The sequence below is a fragment of the Flavobacterium esculini genome (genome assembly GCF_048284325.1).
Lineage (GTDB): Bacteria > Bacteroidota > Bacteroidia > Flavobacteriales > Flavobacteriaceae > Flavobacterium.
Genome location: NZ_JBLVPI010000005.1, coordinates 44,682 through 62,506, shown reverse-complemented (window position 1 = coordinate 62,506; position 17,825 = coordinate 44,682). Strand labels below are relative to the sequence as shown.

At 33.7% G+C, this 17,825-nt stretch carries 20 protein-coding genes; 9 read left to right on the top strand and 11 right to left on the bottom strand.

Annotated elements, in window-relative coordinates; genetic code table 11:
- The first annotated feature begins 8 nt into the window (after positions 1 to 8).
- Both ACNQGG_RS06030 and ACNQGG_RS06025 read left to right on the top strand, forming a co-directional pair.
- The gene (locus ACNQGG_RS06030) at positions 9 to 1,208 is read left to right on the top strand and encodes an alanine dehydrogenase (protein ID WP_417962140.1); all 1,200 of its coding nucleotides are present in this window, start codon (positions 9 to 11) and stop codon (positions 1,206 to 1,208) included.
- A gap of 36 nt (positions 1,209 to 1,244) precedes the next feature.
- Positions 1,245 to 1,619 (top strand): DUF4258 domain-containing protein, encoded by a 375-nt coding sequence (locus tag ACNQGG_RS06025; protein WP_417962138.1) that lies wholly within the window; start codon positions 1,245 to 1,247, stop codon positions 1,617 to 1,619.
- Positions 1,620 to 1,685: 66 nt separating this feature from the next.
- On the opposite strand, the gene ACNQGG_RS06020 is transcribed toward ACNQGG_RS06025, so the two are convergent.
- Genes ACNQGG_RS06020 through ACNQGG_RS06005 form a run of 4 tightly spaced genes read right to left on the bottom strand, consistent with a single transcriptional unit; the run spans position 1,686 to position 3,175 of the window.
- Positions 1,686 to 1,823, bottom strand: coding sequence for a hypothetical protein (locus ACNQGG_RS06020; RefSeq protein WP_417962137.1), 138 nt, complete (start codon positions 1,821 to 1,823; stop codon positions 1,686 to 1,688).
- A 21-nt stretch (positions 1,824 to 1,844) separates the two neighbouring features.
- Positions 1,845 to 2,525, bottom strand: coding sequence for a uracil-DNA glycosylase (ung, locus tag ACNQGG_RS06015; protein ID WP_417962135.1), 681 nt, complete (start codon positions 2,523 to 2,525; stop codon positions 1,845 to 1,847).
- A gap of 1 nt (position 2,526) precedes the next feature.
- Positions 2,527 to 2,892, bottom strand: a complete 366-nt coding sequence (locus ACNQGG_RS06010; protein ID WP_417962133.1) for a HepT-like ribonuclease domain-containing protein — start codon at positions 2,890 to 2,892, stop codon at positions 2,527 to 2,529.
- On the bottom strand, positions 2,885 to 3,175 hold the full coding sequence (locus tag ACNQGG_RS06005; RefSeq protein WP_417962131.1) for a nucleotidyltransferase family protein: 291 nt from the start codon (positions 3,173 to 3,175) through the stop codon (positions 2,885 to 2,887). The genes ACNQGG_RS06010 and ACNQGG_RS06005 overlap by 8 nt, the downstream gene beginning before the upstream one ends.
- Before the next feature lie 164 nt (positions 3,176 to 3,339).
- On the opposite strand from ACNQGG_RS06005, the gene ACNQGG_RS06000 reads away from it, so the two are divergent.
- The 3 genes from ACNQGG_RS06000 (at position 3,340) to ACNQGG_RS05990 (ending at position 6,243) form a co-directional block, all read left to right on the top strand.
- Positions 3,340 to 5,505, top strand: a complete 2,166-nt coding sequence (locus tag ACNQGG_RS06000; RefSeq protein WP_417962129.1) for an endonuclease MutS2 — start codon at positions 3,340 to 3,342, stop codon at positions 5,503 to 5,505.
- 119 nt (positions 5,506 to 5,624) lie between these two features.
- Entirely contained in the window at positions 5,625 to 6,041 is a 417-nt protein-coding gene (locus ACNQGG_RS05995; RefSeq protein ID WP_417962127.1) for a thiol-disulfide oxidoreductase DCC family protein, read from the top strand.
- Between the two features lie 76 nt (positions 6,042 to 6,117).
- Positions 6,118 to 6,243: a hypothetical protein gene (locus ACNQGG_RS05990; RefSeq protein ID WP_291247331.1), complete on the top strand. Its 126-nt coding sequence runs from the start codon at positions 6,118 to 6,120 to the stop codon at positions 6,241 to 6,243.
- Between the two features lie 65 nt (positions 6,244 to 6,308).
- Here the strand turns inward: ACNQGG_RS05990 and ettA are convergent, their stop codons facing one another.
- The 3 genes from ettA to holA form a co-directional block, all read right to left on the bottom strand.
- Complete coding sequence (gene ettA / locus ACNQGG_RS05985; protein ID WP_417962125.1) at positions 6,309 to 8,003, bottom strand: energy-dependent translational throttle protein EttA; 1,695 nt, start codon at positions 8,001 to 8,003, stop codon at positions 6,309 to 6,311.
- A 43-nt stretch (positions 8,004 to 8,046) separates the two neighbouring features.
- On the bottom strand, positions 8,047 to 8,229 hold the full coding sequence (locus ACNQGG_RS05980) for a CAL67264 family membrane protein (protein ID WP_416858481.1): 183 nt from the start codon (positions 8,227 to 8,229) through the stop codon (positions 8,047 to 8,049).
- 61 nt (positions 8,230 to 8,290) lie between these two features.
- Positions 8,291 to 9,295 carry a DNA polymerase III subunit delta gene (holA, locus tag ACNQGG_RS05975; RefSeq protein WP_417962123.1) on the bottom strand — a complete coding sequence of 335 codons (1,005 nt, stop codon included), beginning with the start codon at positions 9,293 to 9,295 and terminating at the stop codon, positions 8,291 to 8,293.
- A gap of 91 nt (positions 9,296 to 9,386) precedes the next feature.
- Between holA and ACNQGG_RS05970 the strand changes: the two genes are divergently transcribed.
- From ACNQGG_RS05970 to ACNQGG_RS05960, 3 genes are all read left to right on the top strand, one after another.
- Complete coding sequence (locus ACNQGG_RS05970) at positions 9,387 to 9,836, top strand: type I restriction enzyme HsdR N-terminal domain-containing protein (RefSeq protein WP_416845502.1); 450 nt, start codon at positions 9,387 to 9,389, stop codon at positions 9,834 to 9,836.
- A gap of 13 nt (positions 9,837 to 9,849) precedes the next feature.
- Complete coding sequence (locus ACNQGG_RS05965; RefSeq protein WP_417962120.1) at positions 9,850 to 10,836, top strand: glycosyltransferase family 2 protein; 987 nt, start codon at positions 9,850 to 9,852, stop codon at positions 10,834 to 10,836.
- Between the two features lie 73 nt (positions 10,837 to 10,909).
- Complete coding sequence (locus ACNQGG_RS05960; RefSeq protein ID WP_416858477.1) at positions 10,910 to 11,743, top strand: OmpA/MotB family protein; 834 nt, start codon at positions 10,910 to 10,912, stop codon at positions 11,741 to 11,743.
- A gap of 236 nt (positions 11,744 to 11,979) precedes the next feature.
- Here ACNQGG_RS05960 and ACNQGG_RS05955 read toward each other — a convergent pair whose 3' ends face one another.
- The 4 genes from ACNQGG_RS05955 to ACNQGG_RS05940 all read right to left on the bottom strand — a co-directional run bounded on the left by ACNQGG_RS05955 (position 11,980) and on the right by ACNQGG_RS05940 (position 17,055).
- Positions 11,980 to 13,017, bottom strand: coding sequence for a carboxypeptidase-like regulatory domain-containing protein (locus ACNQGG_RS05955; protein ID WP_417962118.1), 1,038 nt, complete (start codon positions 13,015 to 13,017; stop codon positions 11,980 to 11,982).
- A gap of 81 nt (positions 13,018 to 13,098) precedes the next feature.
- The gene (locus ACNQGG_RS05950; protein ID WP_417962116.1) at positions 13,099 to 13,719 is read right to left on the bottom strand and encodes an L-threonylcarbamoyladenylate synthase; all 621 of its coding nucleotides are present in this window, start codon (positions 13,717 to 13,719) and stop codon (positions 13,099 to 13,101) included.
- Between the two features lie 113 nt (positions 13,720 to 13,832).
- Positions 13,833 to 16,169, bottom strand: a complete 2,337-nt coding sequence (locus ACNQGG_RS05945) for an ATP-dependent helicase (RefSeq protein ID WP_417962114.1) — start codon at positions 16,167 to 16,169, stop codon at positions 13,833 to 13,835.
- Positions 16,170 to 16,287: 118 nt separating this feature from the next.
- Entirely contained in the window at positions 16,288 to 17,055 is a 768-nt protein-coding gene (locus tag ACNQGG_RS05940; RefSeq protein ID WP_417962112.1) for a sulfite exporter TauE/SafE family protein, read from the bottom strand.
- A 133-nt stretch (positions 17,056 to 17,188) separates the two neighbouring features.
- Between ACNQGG_RS05940 and ACNQGG_RS05935 the strand changes: the two genes are divergently transcribed.
- Positions 17,189 to 17,710: a DUF7935 family protein gene (locus tag ACNQGG_RS05935; protein ID WP_417962110.1), complete on the top strand. Its 522-nt coding sequence runs from the start codon at positions 17,189 to 17,191 to the stop codon at positions 17,708 to 17,710.
- The last annotated feature ends 115 nt before the right edge of the window (positions 17,711 to 17,825 follow it).

The following is a 17,825-nucleotide window of genomic DNA, read 5'->3' as shown; positions in this document are numbered from 1 at the left end:
CAGCACTAATGCCAATAACGACAACACCATTTACTAAACAGCAGTTATTACCTCAAGAAGAAAAACTCGAGATACGAAGACGGAAAAGTGAACTTTTTATTGGTATTCCAAAAGAAACCAGTTATCAAGAACGCCGTATTTGTCTGACTCCTGATGCTGTAAACACACTGACCTATCATGGCCATCGGGTAATGATTGAAGCTGGTGCAGGTGAAAGTTCCAGTTATTCGGATAAAGAATATTTTGAAGCGGGAGCCGAAATAACTAATGACACCAAGAAAGTCTTCAGTTGTCCCATGATACTCAAAGTAGAGCCCGCTACGCTGGTCGAAATTGAAATGATGAATCAAGAAACGATTCTTATATCAGCAATTCAATTAAAAACCAGAAAAAAAACCTATTTTGAGGCTTTAACTAAAAAGAAAATCACTGCACTTGCCTTTGAATATATAAAAGATGAAGACGGCACCTATCCGGCAGTCAAATCATTAAGTGAAATTGCAGGAACCGCCTCTATTTTAATTGCAGCCGAATTAATGATTACCAATGAATTTGGAAAAGGATTATTATTCGGAAATATTACTGGTGTTCCTCCTACCGAAGTTGTTATTTTGGGTGCAGGAACCGTTGGAGAATTTGCCGCTAAAACAGCAATTGGTCTGGGAGCTACGGTTAAAGTATTCGACAATTCAATAACCAAATTACGCCGACTGCAAAATAATTTAAACCAACGTGTTTTTACTTCTACCATTCAACCTAAATCGTTACTTAAAGCATTGAGACGATGCGATGTCGCTATTGGCGCTATGAGAGGTATGGAACGTTGCCCGGTAGTAGTTACGGAAACTATGGTAGAATATATGAAAAAAGGAGCCGTTATCGTAGATGTAAGTATTGATACCGGTGGTTGCTTTGAGACTTCAGAAGTGACTTCACATGAAAAACCAACCTTTATCAAGAACAATATTTTGCACTACTGTGTGCCCAATATCCCTTCTCGTTATTCAAAAACTGCGTCCTTATCCATTAGCAACATCATCACTCCTTATTTGTTACAAATTGCTGAAGATGGCGGAATTGAAAGTGCTTTACGCTGCAATAAAGGATTGAAAAACGGAGTTTATCTCTATCATGGAATCCTTACGAATAAAGCAATTGGCGATTGGTTTGATTTACCTATTAACGACATCAATTTAATTGTTTTTTAAGAAAACTTTCTTTTACCTTTGCCAAAAATTTAAAACATGAAATTCGTACATCGTTTTGCTTATTATCTTATTGGTTTAATATTAGGATTGTTTTTTGTAGCCGCTATTTTTAGTGGAAAAGATACCCGTTGCAATTATTTTCCAAATGCAAGAGTATTGAATGATTTAAGAAATAAACCTTTTGATTATTCTGAAAAAGCGTCCCAAATATTAGCCGAAAAATGGATTGATACCATTGACATCAAAAACACATTGCAATACGGCGATGTTGATTTTGATAAAAGCAATACCGAATTTCGTAAAGAAAAAATATATGTGATTGAAGGCAAAACCCTGAAAGGCCAAGAAATTATCCTGAAAATAAAAAACGAAGAAGGCAAAGCTACTTTGGAAGAAATAATCAAGAAATAGACTCTTTAATTAATGTTATTTAATACTTAATTCTACAAATAATAGTATTTCAATTTGGGCGTGACCCTACAGATTGCTTCGTCGTTTCTCCTCGCAACTTCGGGTCGTGCTGTACGTTCCCGCTTTTTTTTGAGAGGCTGAAACACCTCTCAAAAAAAGAGCTCCACTACCATCACTCACGCAAAGCAATGTAAAATCAAGCATTTATAACTTTAAACAACAGAACTAATCTACCGCAATCCAGCTGATTGTTTCTATTACATTTTGTTTCAAATAGTCGTTTGTTTTACTAAAATGTTTATTCCCAAACCATTTTCCCTGATTCGCACTCATTGGCGATGGATGCCCCGATTCTAATACCAAATGTTTCTTTCGGTCTATTTTAAGTCCTTTTTTATGGGCAAAATTCCCCCAAAGCAAAAACACCACATACTCCTTTTCATCAGAAATTTTTTGGATTACAGCATCCGTAAAAACGTTCCATTTTAAATGCTTATGGCTATTTGGATTATCTTCTCTCACAGTCAGCGAAGCATTCAGAAGCAAAACACCCTGTTTCGCCCAAGCTTCCAGATTGCCGGAAGTAGGCATAAAAATAGTTCCTAAATCATCACTCATTTCGCGGAAAATATTGCGCAAAGAAGGTGGGATTCTGACACCGTCATTTACCGAAAAACACAGACCATTGGCCTCCCCTTTTCCGTGATACGGATCCTGACCAATAACAACCACTTTTACATCTTTGAAACTACAATAGTTGAAAGCAGCGAAAATCAAATCTTTTGGAGGATAGCAAGTATGAATATTATATTCTTCAACAATAGTTTCCATTAAATCCTGAAAATAAGGTTTCTGAATTTCGTCTGATAAAATGGATTGCCAAGAGGGATTGAGATTGATTTTCATACTATTCAAATTTACCTAATTCAGCTTTCAAAACTATTTCTAATTTAGGTAAGTAATTTTCACATATTTGATAAACAATCTCATAATCTAACATTTCATAATGATGAAAAATAAAATCTCGAAAACGAATAATCTTGTTCCATTCCATATCTGGATAATTGGTTTGCAACAAGTCATGTTTTCTCAAAGTGTTTTTTAAGTTTTCTCCAATAGCCTGAAGACGAGTAACAATAGCATCTAAAAGTGTTTTTCCGTATTCTGTTGAAACAAAATCAATTGGAGTTTTAATCTCAGAAAACCTTCTATTACAAATATTGATATGTTCTAAAATAGTCTCTAATGAATATTTATAAACATCATCATACATAAATTAAATCATTTTTGATATTATTAAGAAATCGTTCGGATACATGCGGACCTTTTCTGACGATCTCAATTTTAGAATTTAATTTATTTTCTAAATAAGAATACAGTCCCATCAAAAGGCTATAAGATGGTTCTTTAAACTCAACAAAAAAATCAACATCGCTATCCGGATTTTCCTGCCCTTTAGCATAGGAGCCAAACAGAGCAATTGTTTCAACACCAAAATTATCTTTCAGGAATTGCTTGTCTGTTTGTAAAGTGTTGATTATTTCATCTTTTTTCATGCGAAGCTTCTATTTGTTTCTTATTGGAACACGGTATCGCTATTTTTTCTTCTATTTAAGTTTGAATCATGGCAATTTCATTTAACAAATATAAAAATTAATTGTTTTAGATTAATACAACTTAACAAGTTTGTAACTTTGTATAAAAATTTCTACTAAATTAAATGATATCCATCACCGAAAAAACATTACAAGATTTACAATTCCCAACCGTTCTCGAAACTATTGCGACGATTTGTAATACTGATATTGGAAAACAAAAAGCATTAGAAATCACTCCTTTTAAAGATAAGGAAACCTTGATGCAAGCATTAATGCAAACATCTGAATATGTTTCGTCTTTCCAGAATAACAATGCCATTCCTAATCATGGTTTTGATGCCATAACGCATGAAATTAAATTCTTGGCGATTGAAGACAGTTTTCTTGAAGTGGGTAGTTTTAGAAAAATTGCCACCATTTCATCAACTGCTAATTTCTTATTGAATTTCCTTAAAAAATTCGAAGATTATTATCCCAACTTATACGGTAGGGCTTCACAAGTTGAATTTACCAAAGATATCATCACTATGGTCGACGAAGTAGTCGACAAATATGGTGAAATAAAAGACAATGCCTCACCTGATTTATTGGATATTCGTCGGAACATGAATCTGGTTCGCGGCAAAGTCAATCAAAGTTTTGGGACAGCATTAACGCAATACAATGCCTTAGGTTATTTAGATGACATTAAAGAAAGTTTCGTCCAAAACAGACGCGTATTAGCAGTTCTTGCCATGTACCGCCGTAAAGTTAAAGGATCTATTCTGGGCAGTTCCAAAACCGGAAGTATTGCGTATATCGAACCTGAAACAACACTGAAATATTCTCGTGAACTAAGCAATTTAGAATACGAGGAAAAAGAGGAAATCACCCGAATATTAAAGCAATTATCGAATAAAATCCGTCCTTTTTTACCGTTGCTAATTCAATATCAGGATTTTTTAAGTGATGTTGACGTGATTGCCGCCAAAGCTAAATATGCAAATAAAATCAATGGGATTTTACCCATAATTACAGAAGATCGCCGACTCTATTTTAGAGATGCCTACCATCCTATTTTGTATTTGAATAACAAGCAAAAAAATGAAATTACGAATCCGCAGACGATTGAATTAAATCAGGAAAGTAGAATCATTGTGATTTCAGGTCCTAATGCCGGAGGAAAAACCATATCATTAAAAACGGTTGGATTACTCCAATTGATGCTGCAATCTGGAATGTTGATTCCAGTACATGAACGTAGTGAAACGTTTTTATTTGATCGCATATTAACGGATATCGGAGACAATCAATCTATTGAAAATCATCTGAGTACGTATAGTTACCGATTAAAAAATATGAATTACTTCCTAAAGAAGTGCAATAAAAAAACCATGTTCCTTATCGATGAATTTGGTACCGGTTCTGATCCTGAATTAGGAGGCGCATTAGCTGAAATTTTTCTGGAAGAGTTTTATCATCGGGAAGCCTTCGGGATTATTACAACGCATTATTCGAATTTAAAAATTCTCGCTAATGAATTACCGTTTGCGACGAATGCCAACATGCTTTTTGACGAAAAAACATTAGAACCTTTGTACAAATTGGTTTTAGGACAAGCAGGAAGTTCTTTTACATTTGAAGTCGCTTTAAAAAACGGAATTCCATTTAGTTTAATAAATCGGGCGAAAAAGAAGATTGAAGTGGGGAAAGTGCGTTTTGATAAAACGATTGCTACACTTCAGAAAGAGCGCTCTAAGATGGAAAAAACGTCACAAACGCTAAAAGAAGAGGAAACGAAAGCGCGTGAAGAAGGCAAGAAAATGGAAACCATCAATGTGAAAATCAAGCAAAAACTGGAAAGCTATCAGGAATTGTATGACAGCAATCAGAAAACGATTTACATTGGTCAAAAAATAGAAGATATAGCCGAGAAATATTTCAATAATAAAAACAAAAAAGATCTTATTGGGGAGTTTTTGAAAATTATTGAAATAGAAAATTCAAAACGCAAGAAAGCCACACCTAAAGAGGCGAAAGCTATTATCGAAAAGAAAAAAGAAGTTATAGAAGAAATCACTGTTCATGTAGAAGAAATTCGCCAGGAAAAGAAAGAGAAGAAATTAAAACCCGTAATTGTAAAACCAAAAGCCATTCTTAAAGTAGGTGATCGTGTCCGAATGCTCGACGGAAAATCAGTGGGAAGTATTGATAAAATTGAAAAGAACAAAGCAGTGGTTAATTACGGCGTGTTTACTTCGAAAGTAAGTTTAGAGGAATTGGAATTGGTTGAGGCGGTTAAAAAATAACCCGTAATAGCTTTCAGAGGGTTTGTCAGTCGAGAACAGTCGAGATCCTTTACAGCATCTCGACTGCGCTCGAACTGACAAAAAAATTTCTAATATCCATATAATTACACTCCAAAAAAATGAAAAACCTTCCTAAAGATAAAAAAATAATCCTCTTTGATGGCGTTTGTAATCTTTGCGATTCAGCGGTACAATTCATCATTAAACATGATAAAAAAGATGTATTTCGGTTTGTGGCACTACAATCTGATTTAGGTCAGGAAATCATTAAACACATTGGAATCGATACTAAAAACATTGATAGTATAATTCTCTACCAGCCCGGAATCGCTTATTACTACAAATCAGAAGCTGCAGTAGAAATTTCTAAAAGTTTAGGCGGAATTTATTATTTTGGAACTTTATTTTCTATTTTGCCTATTTCCTTTACTAATTACATTTACGATTACATTGCTAAAAATCGGTATAAATGGTATGGGAAAAAGGAAAGTTGCATCATTCCCACAAAGGAACTTCAAGCTAAGTTTTTAGAATAAAATTATTAATTATGATAATTATCATGTATCACTTTTAACAGTAATTCTATATTTGACCAACCTTAAAATTTGAATTATGAAAGACACATCACTTTTTTCTTGGGATAACGGTTCATTTATAATGATTGTCGTATTCGGTTTGGTAATAATAGGATTAGTTGCCGCTGTTTTAATTATGATGAATTCTGATAAAAAGAAATAATAGCACAAAAAAAGAGGATGCCTTTATGGGACATCCTTTTGATGATATTAACGATATTCGGAAGTTTAGCTTCTGATTAATTTTCTGTATTTCAATCGTTTCGGAGTTAAATCACCTCCCAAACGTTTCTTCTTGTTCTCTTCGTATTCAGAGAAGCCTCCTTCAAAATAATATACTTCAGAGTTTCCTTCGAAAGCTAAAATATGTGTACAAATTCTGTCCAAGAACCATCTGTCGTGAGAAATCACTACCGCACAACCTGCAAAATTTTCCAAACCTTCTTCTAATGCACGAAGCGTATTAATGTCCAAATCATTCGTAGGCTCATCCAGTAAAAGGACATTACCTTCTTCTTTCAAAGTCATCGCAAGATGCAAACGGTTGCGTTCTCCTCCTGAAAGTGTTGATACTTTTTTGTTTTGATCGCTTCCTCCAAAATTAAATCGGCTTAAATAAGCTCTTGAATTCACCTGTCTTCCACCCATCATAATTAATTCCTGACCATCACAAAAGTTTTCCCAAATGGATTTATCAGGATTAATATTAGAATGCGCTTGATCGACATATGCGATTTTCACTGTTTCTCCAATGGCAAACTCCCCTGCATCAGGTTTTTCTTCACCCATAATCATTCTGAAAATCGTTGATTTACCAGCTCCGTTTGGCCCGATAATACCAACAATCCCAGCTTGAGGCAATGTAAAGTTCAAATTATCATATAATAATTTATCCTCATAGGCTTTTGCAACACCTTTCGCTTCAATTACATTGGTTCCTAAACGAGGTCCGTTTGGAATATAAATTTCTAGATTTTCATCTAATGCTTTTTGATCTTCATTTAGCAGTTTATCATAATTCTGTAAACGTGCTTTTTGTTTTGTTTGACGCCCTTTGGCTCCTTGACGAACCCAGTCCAACTCCCTTTCTAAGTTTTTTCTACGTTTAGAAGCTACTTTTTCTTCTAACGCCATTCTGCTTGATTTTTGATCTAACCAAGAAGAGTAGTTTCCTTTCCAAGGAATTCCTTCTCCTCTGTCTAACTCTAAGATCCAGCCTGCAACATTATCCAAGAAATATCTATCGTGAGTTACAGCGATTACTGTTCCAGCATATTGAGCTAAATGCTGTTCCAACCAAAGAACACTTTCGGCATCCAAGTGATTTGTAGGCTCATCCAAAAGCAAAACGTCAGGTTGTTGTAACAACAAACGGCACAAGGCCACACGGCGACGTTCACCACCGGAAAGATTTTTAATTGGAGTATCAGCATCCGGAGTACGTAACGCATCCATTGCTATTTCTAGTTTAGTATCGATTTCCCAAGCTCCAAGCGCATCAATTTTATCTTGCAATAACGCTTGACGGTCCATCAATTTTTCCATTTTATCGGCATCTTCGTAAACCTCCGGAAGACCAAAACTATCGTTGATTTTATTGAATTCGTCTAATACCGCCATTGTTTCAGCAACTCCTTCTCTTACAATTTCAATAACTGTTTTACTATCATCTAAAATAGGTTCTTGCTCTAAATAACCAACCGTATAACCCGGTGCAAACACTACATCACCTTGGTAGTTTTTATCTACACCTGCAATAATTTTTAATAAAGAAGATTTTCCTGAACCATTTAAACCCAAAATACCAATTTTAGCTCCATAAAAGAAACTCAAATAGATGTTTTTAAGTACTGGTTTATCTGCTCCTTGATAGGTTTTACTCAATTTTGACATTGAGAATATTACTTTCTTATCGTCTGCCATTTTTTTTAATTTAAAATTTAAAATTCAACATTTAAAATAACTATTAAAGTCTGCCCTTAAGCGAACTAAAAACCCATGCATTAGCCAAAAAGCCAACACCTACGGCTGCAAATCCCCAACCGGCTACATCATCATATCTGAAAGCGCCCAAAGCTATAAGCAACAAACCCATTATAATCATTATTAAAGTAGCCCAACCTAAGATAGTATTTTTATTCATTCCCATATTTAGGTAAATTATATTTTATCCCGAAGTTTCGGAGTGCAAATATCGGTAATTTTAGTCGCTAATTAAATATTTTATAAAGCATTTCTCTTAATAAATCCGATTGTGACAATGCATTAGCACCAACACCTTTACTTTTTACATCAATATCTCTTAAAGCCCCTACAATTTGACTCACTTTTTTCATGGGATAATTCTTCAAAGCCACATCATACTCTTTCAAAAAGAACGGATTTACGCCTAATACCGCAGCAACATTTTTAGGGTTTCTGTCTTTTAACCCATGGTATTTGAGTAATTGAATAAAAAAACCAAAAACCAAACTCGTAGTAACCACTATGGGATTATCTTTTGGATTTTGGGCAAAATTTTCGGCAATGGTATAGGCTTTTAGTTGGTTGCGTTCTCCAAGTGCTTTTCGCAATTCAAAAACATTAAAATCTTTACTGAAACCTATATTTTCCTCAATATCCTTTGGAGTAATTGTACTTCCAACGGGCAGGATAATCTGTAACTTTTCGAGTTCATTATTAATTTTGCTTAAATCCGTCCCTAAAAACTCCACTAGCATCGCATTTGCTTTAGGTTCAATCGAATATTTTTTCCCAGCCAAAACGCGTTTAATCCACTCGCCTACTTGGTTTTCATACAATTTTTTACTCTCATAAACGACACCATGCTTCGCTAATAGTTTTGTTAGTTTTTTTCGTTTATCCAACGTTTTATATTTGTAACAAAAAACCAAAACCGTTGATGACATTGGGTTTTCAGCATAACTTTCCAGTTTATCAATCGTCCGAATCAAATCTTGCGCTTCTTTTACAATCACAACTTGGCGCTCTGCCATCATTGGATAACGCTTTGCTGTCGAAACAATATCTTCAATTGAAACATCTCTTCCATACAAAACGGTTTGATTAAAGCCTTTTTCCTCTTCGGTTAATACTTTTTCTTCTATATAATCAGATAATTTGTCAATATAATAGGGCTCTTCTCCCATCAAAAAATAGATGGGTTTGATGTTGCCGCTTTTTATATCATTTACAATTTTTACAACCTCGTCCATTTCTTTTTGTTTAAAGTTTGAAGTTTAAAGTTTGTTGCTTCGAATGAAACTTTAAACTTTAAATTTTAAACTTATTTAATACTTTTGCTTTATGCAAAAACTAAATTTTCAACTTTATAACTTTCGGTTCAAAAATAGCGAAAATAAAGTCTCCATTTTTGATGAAATAAGGAAAAAGTTTATCATTCTTACTCCCGAAGAATGGGTTCGTCAGCATGTAGTTCAGTTTTTATTAGAAGAAAAAAAATACCCTAAATCATTGATAAATGTAGAAAAAGTTCTAAAAGTCAATGGCTTGCGCAAAAGATACGATGTCGTAGTTTTTAATCCTGATGGTTCTATTTTCATTTTAATCGAATGTAAAGCGCCTGAAATAAAAATTGCACAAGCGACTTTCGACCAAATTGCCCGTTATAATATGACGATGCAAGCCCAATTTTTGATGGTGACTAATGGATTGAATCATTACTTTTGCCAAATGGATTTTGAAAACGAGAAATATCAATTTTTACCTGAATTACCAATGTATGAAATCCAATAATCAAATAATTTAAATGGAAATAGCTGTTGTCATACTCAATTGGAACGGAGTACAATTATTAGAACAATTTTTACCTTCGATAGTACAATATTCACCCGAAGCTACTATATATATAGCCGATAATGCTTCAACAGATGATTCCATTTCATTTGTATTGGCTAATTTTCCTTCTGTCAAAATTGTAAAAAACGATAGTAATTTAGGTTTTGCAGGCGGTTATAATGAAGCATTGAAACATATTGATGCCGAAATTTACGCTTTAGTCAATTCCGACGTTGAAGTCACAGAAAATTGGCTGCAGCCTATTCTTAAAACTTTCGAAAACGAACCCGAAACGGTCATTATCCAACCTAAAATATTAGATTTCAAACGCAAAGAATACTTTGAGTATGCTGGTGCTGCAGGAGGTTTTATAGATCAGTATGGTTATCCTTATTGTCGAGGGCGCATTTTTGAAGCTTTAGAAAAAGATAACGGACAATACAATGATAACTCTGAAATATTCTGGGCTTCAGGAGCGTGCTTTTTTATACGAAGCTCAGTTTATAAGGAATTAAAAGGTTTTGATGCCGATTTTTTTGCCCATCAGGAAGAAATTGATTTATGTTGGCGTGCTATCAATAAAAAACACATCATAAAATACAATTCAGAATCTGTTGTTTTTCATGTTGGCGGAGCCACTTTGCAACAAGGAAATCCAAAGAAAACCTATTTAAATTTCAGAAATTCTTTATTAATGTTGACGAAAAATTTACCTAAAAATAAATTATACTGGATTCTGTTTTGTAGAATGATTTTGGACGGAGTTGCTGGATTGCATTTTCTTTCACAAGGCAAATTCAGTCATTTTATAGCGATTTTAAAGGCACATGGTTCATTTCACAGCTTGTTTTTGAGTAATTTACACAAAAGAGATAAATTCCAAACTGAAAAATACTATAATGCGAAAAGCATCGTTTTTTCGTATTACATCAACAATGGCAAGGTTTTTGCAAAATAATTTTAACATTAATTTATGTATAACTTCTAACATTTAAAAACTAAATTTACAATCAAATCTTAAAAAAAAAATTATGAGAAAAATAGTAATTGCTTTATCAGTATTGGCTGTTTTAACTTCTTGTGTTTCTAAAAAGAAATACGCCGACTTAGAAGCCCGAAACAAAGAAACCCAAGATTTATTGAATTCTGCTACTGTAAAATTGAATTCTTGTTTAGAAGAAAAAGCGGGACTTTCTGCAACTGTAGCCGGTTTAAAAGAACACAATCAAACACTGATCAGTACGTCTAAAGATATGACGGTATTGACCACTAAAGGGGCTGAAAATATTGAGAAAGCTTTAGAATCTATCAAAGAAAAAGATTTGAAAATCAGTAGAATGCAAGATGCATTAACTAAGAAAGACAGTGTTACACTTGCTGTTGTTACTAGTTTAAAAAGTGCTGTTGGAATTTCTGATCCAGATATCGAAATAAATGTTGAAAAAGGAGTTGTATTCATCTCTATTGCAGACAAATTGTTGTTTAAAACTGGAAGTTATGATGTAACTGATAAAGCAAAAGCAGTATTGGCTAAGGTAGCTAAGGTTGTTAATGACAAACCAGATTTTGAATGTATGGTTGAAGGACATACTGATAGCGTTCCTTATATTGGAAACGGTGTTTTACTTGACAACTGGGATTTAAGTGTAAAACGTTCTACTTCTATAATTCGTGTATTAACGAATCAATTAGGTGTTAAACCAGAGCAATTAATTGCTGCGGGAAGAAGTTCTTACGTTCCTTTAGTTGCTAATGATTCAGCTGAAAACAGAGCTCGTAACAGAAGAACTCGTATCGTTGTATTGCCTAAAATTGATCAATTCTATGAAATGATTGAAAAAGAAATGAAAAAACAACAAAAGTAATTTAAGGTTTTAAATACTTTATTAAATAGAAAAAGCAGGTCAATTGACCTGCTTTTTTATATCCCTAACTTTTTTTAATAACTAGTTAAATATAAATTAAGAACAGTATTATATTCAACTAACTAAATTATAACTAATTTAAAATTAGATATTTATGTTTAACTTTTATATGATTTAAGTTTTTTCACAAATAGTCCGTATTATCTGTTGCTCAATAGCATTATAAAATAAAAAAATTACTTTATACCATAATTAAGCGGCAACATATCACCTACTTTCTTTTCCGAAATTTTACCTGAAAATAATATACTTTCTATATTAGAATTATTTCCGTACTTATAAATATAAAAACTATCTGTCTGAAAAGTAATCTTAGATTCTTCGATTCTATTAAAAGCTATGTTGTAAGAAGCTACGATATCTTTAATATTTTCATTTTGAATTTCACCTTTTGGTTGTGGTAAAATTTCAACTTTTACAAAATCTTCTTTTTCAATAATTCTAAAACATTTAAGCGGATCCATATTGTTATCGCCATAAAACAATAAAAATTTATTTTTCCCCCAATCTTTTTTAGCAAAATTTCTAAAAAACTGAATTTGAGATCCCTGATACGTTTTTTCTCTTCTTTCCAGAACAGCGACTGAATTATCAATATCTTCAAATCTGCTTACACCTCCATAAAAGTTTTTTATAACGTGATTAGAATTAATGCTTAATTTATTAAAAGTAACTTCAAAAACTACTAATTCAAAATCAATTTTATATCCTAAAGAAGTATTTACGACCGTCAAAGGTTTATCTGATGAAGCTGTAAAAATTAGTTTCTCTTTATCATATTTAAAACGAAGATCCGATTCATTTTTTATAATAGTCGATTTTGTATTATTTGTTTTACCTAAAAAATATTCTCTAAATATTTTTAATTTATGCTTTCTGGTAAACAATTCATTTGTGGTGATTACAACTTCTTTAAGTTCGTTTTTCGAAACCGACATAGTAACATTTAATGGTTTAGCAGTGTCCAGACCTGTAAGATATTCGGTTTGATATCCCATCGAGCTTATTACTAAAATATTATTAGCATTAGGCTCATACTTAATAGTAAAATTTCCATTCGAATCAGAAATCGTGGAAATTGTAGTTCCATCAAAATAAATATTTACACCTTCTAGCGGAATATTATCTTTACACGAAATTTTTCCTTTTAAGGTGTTTTGTGAGAATGTAGCAATAGAAGAAAATAAGAATAATAAAAGAATATTTATTTTCATAAAATAAAAAATGGTTTGGTTAAATTATATACTAATTAACCAAACCATTTTCTATAATCCTAAATAATTTAAGATTTATTCTTACAAAATATCCAAACTTCCTTTTCCCTCCCTTACCACAATAGGTTCATCTCCGGACAAATCAATGATAGTAGAACCCATATTGTCACCATAACCGCCATCGATTACCAAGTCAACCAGGTTTTGCCATTTCTCGAAAATAAGCTCTGGATCTGTAGTGTATTCTATCACGTCATCATCATCGTGGATTGAAGTGGAAACAATTGGATTGCCTAATTGACGTACAATTTCCAATGCAATTGAATTATCAGGAACCCGAATTCCGACTGTCGTTTTCTTTTTAAATTCTTTAGGCAAGTTATTATTCCCCGGTAAAATAAAGGTATACGGTCCTGGTAAAGCTCTTTTTAATAGTTTAAAAGTAGCGGTATCAATTTGCTTCACATAATCCGATAAATTGCTTAAATCGTGACAAACGAAGGAAAAATTAGCTTTATCCAGTTTAATTCCTTTTATCTTAGCAATGCGTTCCAACGCTTTGGTATTCGTAATATCACATCCCAATCCGTAAACGGTATCCGTTGGATAAATCACTAATCCGCCATCTTTTAAAACCTTAACTACTTTGGCAATCGCCGCTTCATTTGGTTTGTCTGCGTATATTTTTATAAATTGAGCCATGAGATTGTAGATTTTTGATTAACGATTTTTGATTTCTTGATTTAAAATTTTAGACATCTAGTTCTAGATTTACTCCAACTGTCATTAAACACTGAAAAACTGACGACTGAATACTATCCTATAATATCCAATTTTGCAAATCGTAACAATAATTTCTTGATTCCGCCGATTTCAAACTTTATTTCGGCTTTTTTATCAGCGCCAACACCTTCTAAGTTGATGACTTGTCCTTTTCCAAAACGCTCGTGCATAACCACATTTCCTGCAACCAGTTTGTTATCAAATAGATTTGCACTTCCAGAAGAAGCGGCATTACTGGAAACAGGTTTTAGTTTCCTAACATTTATATCCAATTTAGGTTCGGTATCGGTAACCTGTTTTGGCGGTGTACTTCCTATTGGTTTTGCCAAACGCAATTTAGATTTATCTACATCACCAAAAATATCACTGTCAATCATTGGTTTATAACGGTAATTATTTTCGGGTGGCGTAATATATTCTAAATACTGACTGTCAATTTCCTCAATAAAACGAGATGGCTCGCTATCAGTTAATTTTCCCCAACGGTAACGAGATTGTGCGTAAGTCAAATAGGCTTGATGTTCCGCTCTTGTCAAAGCCACATAAAATAAGCGCCGTTCTTCTTCCAGTTCGCTTCTCGTACTCATACTCATCGCACTTGGAAACAAATCCTCTTCCATTCCTACCACAAAAACATGAGGAAATTCCAATCCTTTGGCTAAGTGAATCGTCATTAAAGCTACACGGTCTTCATCACTGGTATCTTTATCTAAATCCGTTGCCAAAGCCACATCCTCCATGAACTCAGATAATGCCCCTCTAGCTCCATCAACTTCTTTTTGACCTTCGGTAAAATCCTTGATACCGTTTAATAATTCCTCAATATTCTGGATTTTAGCCATTCCTTCCGGAGTCGCATCTTTCTTTAATTCTTGAACCAATCCCGTTTTTTTAGCAACATGATCAGCAAGATAAAAAGCATCCTGATTTTCATTTATGGCTTGAAAACTTTGAATCATAGTGACAAAATCAAGTAGTTTTTGTTTCGTTCCCGAATTCAGTTTTAAGTCAATTCGCTCAATATTTTGCATCACTTCAAAAATGGAACGCTTGTAATGATTGGCCGCAATAGTTAATTTTTCGATAGTTGTGTTCCCAATTCCACGAGCCGGATAATTGATTACTCGAACCAATGCTTCCTCATCTTTTGGATTGATAACCAATCGCAAATAACACAATACATCCTTCACTTCTTTCCTTTGATAAAAGGAAAGACCTCCATAAATTCGGTATGGAATATCTCTTTTTCTCAACGCATCTTCCATAGCACGTGATTGTGCATTGGTACGATACAAAATGGCGAAAGCTCCATTAGGCAATTGGTTTTGCATTTTTTGCTCCCAAATGGTACTGGCTACAAATCGGCCTTCCTCGTTATCGGTTAAACTGCGGTGCACTTTTATTTTTGGACCAAAATCATTGGCTGTCCAAACTATTTTATCCAGTTTGACTTTATTTTTATCGATGATGGTGTTGGCCGCTTCCACAATATTTTTTGTCGAACGGTAATTTTGTTCCAATCGAAAGGTTTTCACCCCTTCATAATCTTTCTGGAAATTCAGGATATTATTGATGTTTGCCCCACGAAAGGCATAGATACTTTGTGCATCGTCACCTACCACACAGATGTTTTGAAATTTATCAGATAATGCCCGAACAATCAAGTATTGAGAGTGATTCGTATCTTGGTACTCATCCACCAATATGTAACGGAAACGGTTTTGATATTTGGCCAAAACTTCTGGAAAACGAGTCAACAGCTCATTAGTTTTCAATAGTAAATCATCAAAATCCATTGCTCCTGCTTTGAAACATCGGTCTACATAATTCTGATAAATTTCCCCCATTCGAGGTTTTTTAGACATGGCATCGGCTTCTTGCAAATCAGGATCATTGAAATAGGCTTTTACCGTAATCAAACTATTTTTGAAATTGGAAATCCTGCTCAAAACCTGTTTTGGTTTGTATACGTCTCTGTCCAATTGCATTTCTTTGATAATTCCAGAAATGGCACGTAATGAATCTTGGGAATCATATATAGTAAAATTCGAAGGATAACCCAAATGTTCCGCTTCTGAACGAAGAATTCGAGCAAAAACAGAGTGAAAGGTTCCCATCCAAAGATTTTTGGCCTCACCAGCACCTACAATATCAGAGATACGTTTTTTCATTTCTCGAGCTGCTTTGTTGGTAAAAGTCAGAGATAGAATGCTAAACGCATCAACTCCCTGATTCATCAAATAAGCAATTCTTATGGTCAACACCCGCGTTTTACCAGAACCTGCTCCTGCAATAATTATCATAGGACCGTCTTTTTGTAAAACGGGTTCGCGTTGCGCTTCGTTAAGTTGATCGATATATTTATGCATGGAAATTTTTAAATTATATTATGCAAAAATAGCGATTTTGAATGAGGTTTTAAGTACCAAAAAACAACAATTGGCTAATTCATTTTGCTATTCATTTTAATAAGACATTCTGTATTTATTATTTGAAAAACACATCGTAGGCAAATCGAATTAATGTACCGATAACAACCACCAAAAAGAAAATTCGAATGAAACTATTTCCTTTATTTATGGCTAGTTTCGCTCCAATCCATCCGCCAAAAGCATTACTGGCAGCCATCGGTATGGCTATTGCCCAAATAATTTTACCTTTCAAAATGAACAAACAAATGGAACCAAAGTTAGTCGACAGATTCACCATTTTAGCATTTGCGGAAGCATGCAAAAAATCAAATCCCATGATAGCGATAAATGCCACGACCAGAAAACTACCTGTTCCAGGACCAATAAACCCATCATACAAACCCACTACAAAACTGATTGCAATAGCATTTAATATTTGTGTTCTGGGCGAATGCATTTTTTCAATATGTTGCCCAAAATTCTTCTTTGCATAAGTATAAACCACTAAAAATGAAAGAACAACCAATAATAATGGCTTCATAAAATCATTACTCACATACGTCAATAATGTAGAACCTAAAAATGCCGAAGGAAAAGCCAACAACATCATAATTCCAAGCAATTTCCAGTTCATGTCGACCTTTTTAAGATATTGATAGGCCGCAAAAGAGGTGCCGCTGAAAGCAGGAACTTTTAAGGTCCCAATAACTGTTGAAACGGGTAAACTAGGTAATAATATCAACCCCATAGGCGTTTGTATCAGTCCGCCACCGCCTACAATCGCATCTATAAATCCTGCGGCAAATGCAGCTAAACAAAGCAAAACCAATACGTACGTTTCCATGCTAATAATCGAGATTAAATATTCAGGGCAATAAATGGTAAAAATACTACTCGAAATGATTTATTGCTAATAAAATGAAGTTGATTTATAATGAAAAAAGTATATTTTTGCTTTTATAAACCGTACAAATAAAATGGAATCAATACCAATCATAGCATTATTAAGTTATACTTTACCGGCAGTTGTTACAGGACTTGTGGCCTATTATTTTTTTGATCTCCATACCAAAAACGAAGAAGGAAGACGCCGTTATTTGTTACACAAAGAAGCTCAGAAAAACGCTTTACCCTTACGCTTACAAGCATTTGAGCGCATGACGTTGTATTTGGAACGTATCAATCCTACAAAATTATTGATTCGAATTGCTCCTCTTTCGCAAGATAAAAATGATTATGAAAATTTTATAATTGCACAAATCGAACAGGAATTTGAACATAATTTGACACAACAAATTTATATGTCTGATGAATGTTGGACCATTATGGTGACAGCCAAAAATACTACCATTCAAATGATTCGAAAAGCCAACATGAGTGATCGTGTGGATAGTGCTGATAAATTGCGTGAAGTCCTTTTGAATGATTTAATGGAAAAACAATCTCCAAGTAATGCGGCTTTGGCGTATATCAAAAACGAAGTGGGACAATTGTGGTAGAATATTAACACCATTTCTTAAATGAACTTATATTCCTTACATGGTTATAAATGCTAACCATGTAAGGAATATAAGTTCATTTAAGTTAAAAAAAATCTATGCTTAATTGATATAA

Coding starts and splice junctions, on each gene's coding strand:
- ACNQGG_RS05965 (WP_417962120.1), top strand. CDS start 9,850: ATGGAAATAGCTGTTGTCATACTCAATTGGAACGGAGTACAATTATTA.
- ettA (WP_417962125.1), bottom strand. CDS start 8,003: ATGGCAGACGATAAGAAAGTAATATTCTCAATGTCAAAATTGAGTAAA.
- ACNQGG_RS06005 (WP_417962131.1), bottom strand. CDS start 3,175: ATGAAAAAAGATGAAATAATCAACACTTTACAAACAGACAAGCAATTC.
- ACNQGG_RS05960 (WP_416858477.1), top strand. CDS start 10,910: ATGAGAAAAATAGTAATTGCTTTATCAGTATTGGCTGTTTTAACTTCT.
- ACNQGG_RS06020 (WP_417962137.1), bottom strand. CDS start 1,823: ATGCTTGATTTTACATTGCTTTGCGTGAGTGATGGTAGTGGAGCTCTT.
- ACNQGG_RS06000 (WP_417962129.1), top strand. CDS start 3,340: ATGATATCCATCACCGAAAAAACATTACAAGATTTACAATTCCCAACC.
- ACNQGG_RS05995 (WP_417962127.1), top strand. CDS start 5,625: ATGAAAAACCTTCCTAAAGATAAAAAAATAATCCTCTTTGATGGCGTT.
- ACNQGG_RS05970 (WP_416845502.1), top strand. CDS start 9,387: ATGCAAAAACTAAATTTTCAACTTTATAACTTTCGGTTCAAAAATAGC.
- ACNQGG_RS05940 (WP_417962112.1), bottom strand. CDS start 17,055: ATGGAAACGTACGTATTGGTTTTGCTTTGTTTAGCTGCATTTGCCGCA.
- ACNQGG_RS05990 (WP_291247331.1), top strand. CDS start 6,118: ATGAAAGACACATCACTTTTTTCTTGGGATAACGGTTCATTTATAATG.
- ACNQGG_RS05935 (WP_417962110.1), top strand. CDS start 17,189: ATGGAATCAATACCAATCATAGCATTATTAAGTTATACTTTACCGGCA.
- ACNQGG_RS06025 (WP_417962138.1), top strand. CDS start 1,245: ATGAAATTCGTACATCGTTTTGCTTATTATCTTATTGGTTTAATATTA.
- ung (WP_417962135.1), bottom strand. CDS start 2,525: ATGAAAATCAATCTCAATCCCTCTTGGCAATCCATTTTATCAGACGAA.
- ACNQGG_RS05950 (WP_417962116.1), bottom strand. CDS start 13,719: ATGGCTCAATTTATAAAAATATACGCAGACAAACCAAATGAAGCGGCG.
- ACNQGG_RS06030 (WP_417962140.1), top strand. CDS start 9: ATGCCAATAACGACAACACCATTTACTAAACAGCAGTTATTACCTCAA.
- ACNQGG_RS05980 (WP_416858481.1), bottom strand. CDS start 8,229: ATGGGAATGAATAAAAATACTATCTTAGGTTGGGCTACTTTAATAATG.
- ACNQGG_RS05955 (WP_417962118.1), bottom strand. CDS start 13,017: ATGAAAATAAATATTCTTTTATTATTCTTATTTTCTTCTATTGCTACA.
- ACNQGG_RS05945 (WP_417962114.1), bottom strand. CDS start 16,169: ATGCATAAATATATCGATCAACTTAACGAAGCGCAACGCGAACCCGTT.
- holA (WP_417962123.1), bottom strand. CDS start 9,295: ATGGACGAGGTTGTAAAAATTGTAAATGATATAAAAAGCGGCAACATC.
- ACNQGG_RS06010 (WP_417962133.1), bottom strand. CDS start 2,892: ATGTATGATGATGTTTATAAATATTCATTAGAGACTATTTTAGAACAT.